Below are 9,684 nucleotides of genomic sequence, written 5' to 3'. Positions count from 1 at the left end.
TTGTCATCTGCTACGTATCAACGCATGGGGCGGCATTGTTGATACCTCCCGCGTAGGTTTTAATGCCTTTTACATCGAACTATAGCGAAAAACAGTTTATAGGGTTTCTCCGCATAACGGCGTTTACCCTGCGTGAACCTTTTCGGATATAAAAGCAGCTCCAATAAAAAGGCGCGGGGGCCAAGATGATCGTCAGAGAAGAAGTCCGATTTACGTTTTACCGAGTAAATAAATGCGGCTTCTATAAGCATGGCGCGGAAGAGCCGGAGTTTGGAGATCTTGCTAGCATCCTTGGACAGCTCCGCGATTGGACCACCGGCATCGAGTTATCGAAGACGAAACTATCGGAGGGCGATGAAGAGCTTTTCCCTATTTATGTCCTTGATACGTTGCAGCGCGGAGAAGATTTCGTTTTGGCTTGCTGGAACGAAGTTCCATCGTTTGAAAGCGGAGTTGCCTCGGTAAGTGCCACGTCTAAAGTCGGTGCGCCAAAGATACATATGAATGAGGTAGTCGATGGATCCATTCCTGGCTTCCCCACGTATTTCTGGTTTATGCCCGCGCGCGGCCTTCTCGCAACGATGAAAATGGGCAAGCGAGTTGGCGGGCAACAGGAGATGCGTGCCTACATTGAGCGTTTCATGGGTATGGCGAGCAATCACGTGGTTCGCGCTGATGAAGACGCCGATGGAGAGCTAAACATCGTTGGTTATCAGAAAGACGAAAACAGCGATGTCCTAAACGCGAGACCCTTCTTTCGGACCAACCTTTTTGTAAAACCCAGCCACAAGAAAATGTTCATGGACAACCGCACGAAGATCAAGAAAGTCGTGCGACGCGGACACTTTACAGCTACGAACAAACCTAGCCGCACAGCTTGGCAGCACTTCGTGAGCTTTGTACGGGGTGATTTCGACGCTGGCGCTGCAAACCCGGTCGAGCGCCGGGTCTATATGGAGTTGGAGTATCAGCCTACGGTCGAGGAACTCAGCACGATGATCGAGTCTGAAGAGAAGGACGAGGACAAGGGTGTTTGGGATGACATGGGCTTTGCCTTCGAAGGCGATCCAAACATCCACTGGCTCGCAAGAGCTGTCGCGACAGAAACTCGCTCGATGGATGTGGATCGCAATGACGAAGCAACGGTCACGCTAAAATCTCTTGCCGACGCCGTAGCGTTCCATCGAGCAGCCTTACTTCAACTTGTGACGTGAAACTCCTCCGAGTCATATTTTTTTTGTTAGTTGGCCTGTCAGCCATCGGATTGTGCACGGCCGGATTTTACTTCGGCCAAGGCATCGTGTTCGCTCAACAATGGCCGCTATTCGAGGCACTCCGCAATACTGCATCAATCATTTTTGCCGTGGTTGGGGCTTGGCTCGCAATCATTTATCCCGAGCGGCTCAAACTATCGATGCGCGGTCAGAGACAGAAACGGGCAAATGGCGACAACATGGGGCTTCTTCTGACGCCGGTCGTCCATTCGACTTTCCTGTTGGTTGCCCTACTATTGATTGGAGTTAGCGCCCCGCTGATCAAACAGCTACCTGCGGTGCAACCACACCTGCCCTTCTTCCGCGGAGTGTCTTTTTTGATTCTCGTCTTGCTAACTCTGTGGCAAGTCGTGATAGTTGTGCTGACGATTTTCCCTGCGGAGCTGGTGAAAACAGCTGACGACATTGGATCCGGCATCGCAGCGACGCATGACCACTACGAGAAGCTATTTGCGAAGAAGAAGCGGCCACCGGCGCGCAACGACGAAGGAAGACAATAGATTCTTGATCGTCAACGTGACACCTTCGTGTGCAAAGCGCGCGGACCATTTTCCCGGAGTCAGGAAAATGGTCCGCGCGCTTTGCATCTCATCGATACTCAAAGCTTTCTAGGGTTGGGCAACATGAATTTCGAAACCCCACGATTGCTGACCGGATTGTCTCGACACACGAGCCGTGTGTCCCCCTTTGTGTAGCGATCGGTATCGCAACTTCTCACTCTGGCGTGATAACTAGCCTCCCCCTTTCCACCTCCACCCGAATCCGCCCACTAATCTCAAACCCCGCCTCCTCCAGCCATCGCCCCGAAAGCCGAATCCACGGTGCCGGCGGCAAGTCTGGAAAAAATTTGACATGGGCGGGTGCGAACGTTTTCATCGGCCGCGGGCGTCTTTGTGCCGAAATGGTCAAGATGCGTTGGGTTACTGGCGCAACTGCTTTATGATTGGCGTCAGCCATGATCAACTCCTATTACCGTAGGGTTGTTTGTGGTCAGCGGGTCGTGTGGGTGGCAGCCCATGCGTCCCGCGCTTCATCTCCTTCCTCGTTCTCCTTGATGCTCGGCTCGGCGCTTTCGCCTCCTGTTCTATCCTCCAACGATCCAATCGCTCAGTAATGCTTCATAAACTTAACACGTTGTGATCGTCGGTTATGTTGTTAGGCATCCGATGTATTTTCGCGCATTGTCGAGGGTTGTGCAACAACGTCGAACGCTCGATGAACAACAAAACAGAATATACATTTCATCGCTAGATTTGAGACAGACTGTGCCCTCACAGACGTCCTATGAGATTGAGCTCGTTGAAGCCCGATCGACGCCCGGCATGGCTTGACTTTCCACCCTAAGCAAACCCATCCAAGCCTCTATAAACCCCACAACAATGCCCAATGCATATTAGAGTGCCAATATAAGAAACATTTAACATTCTTCAATAATTCAATTTGCCTCATCCCATAAATACTTTGTAAAATCGCGCGATTACGCCGGGGCGCGTGAAAAGCAAAGCAAACTAAAAGAGGCGACACATGCGAGCGCATCACATAATCGGTAGCGTCAACGGCGACCCAAGCCCCGCGCCCCAAAACAAACGCATCACCCAAATAAATCACCCGTTTAAATCCGAACCGCAAATCCACCAATAACAAAAAAACAAAACCAACCTCAAACCAGAAACCCGCCAGAAGAACCCGCGAGCCAACCAAACAATCGCGACCACGCGACACCCAAAGAGACCACCGTGAATTCCGCCGACCTGCTCCGCGCCTTTGCCTCCCCGTCCCTGACGCAAGCCAATCGCGCCTTCCGCCTGCACTGGGGCTCAGCCCAGTCGAGCCTTGAGCAAGTGCTGATCGCGCATCGCATCGACATCAGCGAGGGCCTGTGCTCAGGCATTGTGGGTCACGTGACGTGTCTGTCGACGCGCGCGGACTTGCCACTCAATGCGTTCATCGGCTTGCCGCTGTCGGTGCAGATGGTCACCGACCGTGGCGCCTTGCACCCGATCTGCGCGATCGTCACCGACGCGCGCGCGGGCCAGTCGGACGGGTCGCTGGCGACGTACCAGTTGACCATGCGCGATGCATTATCGGTGCTGGAGGGGCGAACCAATACGCGCATCTTCCGCACGCTGAGTGTGCCCGATGTGATTGAGAGGCTGCTGGGCGAATGGCAGAAAAAGAGTCCGGCGCTCGCGCGCGCGTTCGATTTCGACCTGTCGTCGCTGGACCGCGCGAAGTATCCGGTGCGCGAGACGCTGTTGCAGTTTCACGAGTCGGACGCGGATTTCATCCGGCGGCTGTGCCGTCGCGAGGGCATCGCGTGGTTCACGGCGGCCGGCAAGCGGGGCGCGGCCCCATCGGCCGACGGCGCCGGTGAGTCGCCGGTGCACACGCTGGTGTTGCTGGACGACCCAATGAAGCTGCCGAAGTCGTCGGCCGGCACGGTGCGCTATCACCGCGACGCCGCCACCGAAGCGCGCGACTCGATCACGCTGTGGTCGGCCTCGCGTCAGCTCGTGCCGGGCAACGTGCAGCGCGCGAGCTGGGACTACAAAAGCGCGACGGTGGCGCAGGCGTCGGAGACGAGCATCGTCGATCAGGGCGAAGCCGGCAACGACCTCGCGCAACTGCTGCGCGATGCGGTCATCGACGTGCCGCACGCGGGCGATTCGTGGTCGGACTATGAGCGCGTCAGCAAGGCGCGCATGCTCGCCCATGAACTGCGCTCGGCGAATGTCGATGCGGTGAGCGGCGTGCGGGATCTGGCAGTCGGCAGATGGTTCGAGTTGACCGGGCATCCGGAGGTGGATACCCATCCGCAGGAGGAGCGGCAGTTTATTGTCACCACGCTGCATCATCGTGGGGAGAATAGTCTTCCCAAAACGTTGAATGAGCGCGCGCAGGCGTTGTTTGAGGCGAATCGGTGGCGCGTTGAGGGGCCTTCGAAGGTTGCCTCGCCTTCATCGTCGACTGGGCAAGGAAGGGCGGCGAGTAGCGCGGATGAGGAAGAGAGCCGCTATGAAAACACCTTCAGTTGCGTGAGGCGTGGTGTGCCGCTGACGCCGGCCTACGATCCACGAATCGATTTGCCGCGGGTTTATCCGATTACCGCGCTGGTGGTCGGACCAGAGGGTGAGGAGGTGTATTGCGATTCGCTCGGGCGGATCAAGGTGCAGCTTCAGGGCCTGGATCCGGATGATCATGCGCATGCTCAGGGCGCAGGTACGAGCGGGACGGATAAAGACAGCGCGTTCGTGCGCGTGAGCAGCAGCTGGGCCGGGACGAACTATGGGCACGATACGTTGCCGCGCATCGGGATGGAGGTTGCGCTGGATTTCCTGAATGGCGATCCGGACAAGATGTTTGTCACCGGTGTGCTGCACAACGGGCCGAATATGCCGGCAACGTTTAGTCATACCGGAACGTTGCCAGGGAATCGGTTTTTGTCTGGAGTGAAGACGAAGGAGATTAAGGGTGCCCGCTATAACCAGCTCCGCTTTGACGACACGGCGGGAGAGATCAGTAGCCAACTGGCGAGCGAGCACACCTACAGTCAGTTGAACCTCGGCTATCTGACGCAGCCCCGCGATAACGGCACCGGCGAAGCGCGTGGCGAAGGCGCAGAGTTGCGCAGCGACGCGAACGTCGCAATTCGCAGCGGTAAGGCGATGTTGATTTCGGCGTGGCAGCGGTTGAACGCGAAGGATGGGCAACTAGCGCGCGACGAGTATCTGCAGTTGATGCAGGAATGCATCGAGCTGTTCAAGAGTCTTGGCGACTATGCCGCGGAGCATCAAGGCGTCGCAATGGACACGCAGCCGCAGACCGATCTCGCGACTGCGGTGAAGTCCTGGAGCGACGGGAAGACATCGAGCGGCAGTGGTGACGCGTCGTCACAAGCCGTTGTCGGTGTGACGGCGCCAGCAGGGATCAGCATGGCGACGCCAAAGACCGTGGCGACTTATGCCGGCGGCAACGTGGATACCGTGGCACAGAACCATCTTCAATTGACTGGCGGGCAGCGCGTCAATGTCAACGCAGGCCAGGGCGTCTCGCTGTTCGCACATCAAAACGGAGTGTCGGCGATTGCGAATCTCGGCAAGGTGCGTCTACAGAGTCAAGCCGACGATACGCAGATTGATTCGGCGAAGAACATCATGCTCACCGCAGCGGGTGGAAAGCTGTCAGGTATGGCAAGCGATCAGGTCGTGCTGATTACTTCCGGCGGCGCCTATCTGAAGCTACAGGGGGCGAACATTGAGCTCGGCTGTCCAGGCAGTTTCACTGTCAAGGCAGCAGGTCATACGTGGGCGGGTCCTGCCAGTATGAGTGCCGACATGCCGAAGTTCGACAACGCGCCGCTCGGACGAGTACCGAAGCTTGTACGCGCGACCGATGGTCAGGCTGTGACAGGCATTGACGCGGAAGTGCAGAAAGCCGCTGGCGACGTCATCAAAGGTCAAACCGATGCGGCCGGCAAGCTGTCGCCGATCAGCAGCGACCAATTCCAGCAACTCGCCGTGAAATTCTTCAAGAAACCTACCTAATTGAACCTCGGGGCATCACAACAATATGGCGTTCCTGAATCCAGACAATCGAGTGCAAGTAGGGTCGTGCCAAGGAACCACGCTCTTCGATACCCAGAATGAACTGATTGGCATCATGCAAATGCCGCTGCCAGGAATCGTGATCTTCGTGCACGGCGTAAATTCAGATGGCGAATGGTTTAAGGCGAGCGAAGAGGGCCTGTGTGCCGGACTGAATCGCCGGATGGGCCGCTATGACGACCAGCTGTTTCACTTCGGCCCCGTTGCGGGACAAATGTCGCCGGCTAGTTACATCGAGAGTTTGACCGCCGACGGCTTCATCAATCCCAATATGAAACCCGATACCTACATCAATCCCGATCCGTCGTTCTCACCGGTGATCCATTTCAGGTGGGGATACAAGGCGAACAAGGAAGAACTGAAGAGGTACGGCGATAAGGTTATGCTCAATGAGCAGAACTATTGGGGAGGTGGTCCCTTTGCGAACGGCTGCTCGAGTCTTCCGGATCTGTGGCACGAAGGATTGAACGACCGGCTGTTTCTCTGGATCACAGTCCAGCATCTGAACTCGGTCAATGCCCGGAAGGTATACGCCACGCCACCTCGCACCTACGGCGTGCTAGCGGCGCTGCGACTCGCTAAGCTAATCGAATCCATCCGGAAGAAACAGGCGGATGTACCGATCACAGTGGTATGTCACAGCCAGGGGAACATGGTGGGAATTGCCGCTGCGTTTCTGGGCGATCGGCTACCCGAAGTAACTGATCCGCTTGGGAAGAGCGGTCGCTGTGTCGCAGATAGCTACGTCCTCGCCAATCCGCCGTATAGTCTCGTCGCTGAATTGGGCACTGACAACTGGGCGCAACGCGGCGTTCGCGACTCGTCAGGCAATGTAGGGCGGGAGATATTCGAGGCCCGCAAAGAGACGTTGAAGGAGTATTTCAATATTTTGCGAGCGCGAGCAGATCTCGAGATGGAAGCGGCGGAACTCGACCAGGCGATGGCGAATTCACGTCCTTCAAAAAATGGCGGCAAACCGTACGCTGCAGCGACAGACCGTGCTGCACACGGATTGAACAACAAGACCTACGGGCGAGTGACGCTCTATTGCTGTCCTCACGACCAGGTGATTTCGGCAACGACGGTACAAGGCATTGGTTGGAGAGGATTGGACGAAGACGAGATCGAGAAGACCGGAGGAAATGGCGTGTTCACGCAGCGCGTGTTCGCCTCGGGTTTTGAGGTGGGCGGCGACGCACCTTCCTATAGCTATTGGAAAAATGATTGGCGCAAGGACAAGAACCAGACGCAAGGGTTTTGGTACCCGCCATCGCCAAAGGCGCGCTTTGCGTTGGGGCGCGCGCTGCATTCGAATCAATCAACTGGAGCCAAGGTGATGACGGCTATCACCAGTCCGGTTCTCTATTTGTTCAATTTTACAAGCGTAGCCGTAAATGCTGATCCGCCAAAGGATTGGGTCGTGCCAGTGACAGCACCCAAGCTGGATGAATCGACCCGATTCAAGCCGCAGGCGATTCGGTACGGAAAAGTGTCCGAAGTGAAAGACGGCGATGATACTAGCGACTTTAACGAGGGTTACGACCCGTCTGCCGCTGCACGCAACGCGGATAAAACCAACCTTCAGGACAGCGACCCCTATGACAGCTTCAAAGGAACTGGCGCGTTAGCTGCGCAGGGCAACGAGCAGACCGAAGCGGCGCAGAGGTATGAAGACCACGCGGTGTTGCGAATGGAAGCACGACGGACCAAGAACGATGGCTGGGTTGACGAACAGGGCAATGTGGCTGGTGAGGATGATCCTACCCGGGCATCGGCTAGCTATACGAAATGGCGAGATGAACAGATAACGGAGATCCTTAAAGAGGGCGAAGAAAACAATCCAACTAACCACTCAACGATCATGACTAATCCGATGCATGCGGAGAAAGCTTTGACCTATGACGTAGCAGTTGGTCTGTGCTATCTATCTGATATCGATCTGCATGACTTGCGCGTAGAAGCTGACTGGCGATTCCTTAGTGGGTTGAGCAAAGACAATCCGAGCAGGAAGTTCGCGGAATATTTCAAGGATGGCGTAATGGACGGGCACTCTCTTCAGCGATGGATTCAGTCTGACCCAGATGCGAAGATGCCGGAGAAGATTCGTGATCAACGCGACGGCGGTTTCTTCCTTAAGGTCGGGGGTTATCTGTGAACGCAGTCGTAGCGACGCGACGGCGCCGTGTGTGGTTGGCGATTTGCGTCATGCTGTTGGCCATAGCGCTGTCCGCAGTATTCGTGATTAGTTCGGATAGAGCAGCTCTGCAACTTTCAAGTAGCGAGGATTTAATGAAACGTCTGGTCGTGTTGCCCGGCTTGCTGGCCCTAGCCGTGTTTGTGTTGGCCACTGCCGTGGCCAGTCAGCGGGCGGAGGCGAGTTCCACGAGTCCAGCCATTGCGCCCGTCTCGACAACTGGACCTGCTCAGTCATTCGGTGCCCAAGTCGTTGGAGTCGAATGGCTGAACCCACTTCAGCGGCGCGACTATCCAACCGAATGGCAGTTGTTGTGGACGCTGGGCCTTGTTAAGCCGAACAGGAACGACGACATGGTGAAAGTTGATGCAAAGAAGTTCACCACACTCCAACCAGTTGCATCTATCGCGGACGCAAACGGCGGTCGTGAAAGTCTGGACGGTTACTACGAAAAATACATAGATCAGTTGCTTGTGCTGTTTGGTGATCCTTACGTCATGAACGCGAAGTACTTCTATTCCGTCAAAGCACAGGATCGCAGGAAGTGGCGTGAACTGGCCGGTATGCATGTCGAGTTTGCGATTCCATCCGGGCGGCTCGATCCGGCTGAGGCGGGACAATATTTGCGCAAGGGCATCATCAGCGAGTTCAATATCGGTAATGACGAATTCACTGATCTCTGGAGCCGCAATACGCCTCCAGACGTACGCGTTACGTCCGGCGGCCCCAACGCAGGTTTCACGTCCTTGAACGCTGCGCTCGACTACCTTCAGGCGCATCCCCAGCAGAGCGTCTGGGTGATGAACTGGGACGCCCCCAGCTACCCGCCGAAGTTTCGTCAAATCAATGAGAACCTGGTGTTGCTGATTCTTGCTGGACCTGAATTGAAAACCGAGCGCGAACCACTCGCGTGGATCGGTCGGGCGGCAACGGGCAATGTAAAGGATTTCGAAGCAAAGGCAGGCACGACGCGCGCTGTACAGGCGTGGAAATCGACCATTGAGGTCGCAGCGCAAAACGCCGGAAGAAATCTGGATGATATTCAATACATCATCCACGATGCGGGGAAAGGCTCGGATTCGGCGTCTGAACGTGTCGGTTCTCTGTCGCGTACGTTAACGGAGAACTTGCCTGAGTTCGACTATCAGAAACAGACGTTCAATACGGCGGGATTGCTTGGAGATATGGGCGCGGGTAGCGCGCTGACAAATGTGGCGCTGGCAATCGCGCGCGCAAACCATCTCGGCGGCAGCGTACTTGTTGCAGGGACAACGGATCCAGACCATCCGGTTGCGGTCGTGGTCTCACCACCGTCTAAACTCACGCCCATCGTTGCGGATCAGGACTGGTTTCGCGCCCGCGGCGAGAACAACGCTTATCTTCCGTGGTGGGGGCGTCGTCATGACACGGATTATAAACAGCAGGGCTACTCGTACTAGGAGCGGGTCGGATGCGCGGCATCATTCGTGTGGGGGACGCAACCAGTCATGGCGGCCGGGTGACGACTGGCAGCACAATGAGTGAGGTCATGGGCAGACCAGTCGCGCGAATCGGCGACATGTGTGTATGTCCCATCGCGGGACATCAGGCCTGCGTGATTGTGGAAGGGGAT

The 9,684-nt window shown here is 56.2% G+C and carries 7 protein-coding genes; 6 read left to right on the top strand and 1 reads right to left on the bottom strand.

The features are described 5' to 3' along the window. Positions 1-185: 185 nt before the first annotated feature. A complete protein-coding gene (locus BCY88_RS26325) occupies positions 186-1,214 on the top strand; it encodes a hypothetical protein (protein WP_120347097.1) in 1,029 nt (342 codons plus the stop codon). Then, entirely contained in the window at positions 1,211-1,774 is a 564-nt protein-coding gene (locus BCY88_RS26320; RefSeq protein WP_120347096.1) for a hypothetical protein, read from the top strand. The genes BCY88_RS26325 and BCY88_RS26320 overlap by 4 nt, the downstream gene beginning before the upstream one ends. Before the next feature lie 214 nt (positions 1,775-1,988). On the opposite strand, the gene BCY88_RS26315 is transcribed toward BCY88_RS26320, so the two are convergent. Beyond that, complete coding sequence (locus BCY88_RS26315) at positions 1,989-2,150, bottom strand: SymE family type I addiction module toxin (RefSeq protein WP_236078701.1); 162 nt, start codon at positions 2,148-2,150, stop codon at positions 1,989-1,991. A gap of 860 nt (positions 2,151-3,010) precedes the next feature. On the opposite strand from BCY88_RS26315, the gene BCY88_RS26310 reads away from it, so the two are divergent. The 4 genes from BCY88_RS26310 to BCY88_RS26295 all read left to right on the top strand — a co-directional run. Beyond that, positions 3,011-5,818: a type VI secretion system Vgr family protein gene (locus BCY88_RS26310; RefSeq protein WP_120347094.1), complete on the top strand. Its 2,808-nt coding sequence runs from the start codon at positions 3,011-3,013 to the stop codon at positions 5,816-5,818. A gap of 25 nt (positions 5,819-5,843) precedes the next feature. Beyond that, on the top strand, positions 5,844-8,033 hold the full coding sequence (locus BCY88_RS26305) for a T6SS effector phospholipase Tle3 domain-containing protein (RefSeq protein WP_120347093.1): 2,190 nt from the start codon (positions 5,844-5,846) through the stop codon (positions 8,031-8,033). Next, positions 8,030-9,511 carry a virulence factor gene (locus tag BCY88_RS26300; RefSeq protein WP_183081450.1) on the top strand — a complete coding sequence of 494 codons (1,482 nt, stop codon included), beginning with the start codon at positions 8,030-8,032 and terminating at the stop codon, positions 9,509-9,511. Before BCY88_RS26305 ends, BCY88_RS26300 begins: the two co-directional genes overlap by 4 nt. Positions 9,512-9,522: 11 nt before the next feature. Then, positions 9,523-9,684, top strand: a 162-nt coding sequence (locus BCY88_RS26295) for a PAAR domain-containing protein (protein WP_147408559.1), incomplete at its 3' end; no start/stop codon positions are given.

Origin of the sequence: Paraburkholderia fungorum (assembly GCF_003610895.1) — a bacterium.
Taxonomy (GTDB): Bacteria; Pseudomonadota; Gammaproteobacteria; order Burkholderiales; family Burkholderiaceae; genus Paraburkholderia; species Paraburkholderia fungorum_B.
Note: the sequence above shows the minus strand (reverse complement) of the source record. Positions and strands in the feature narration are given on the sequence as shown.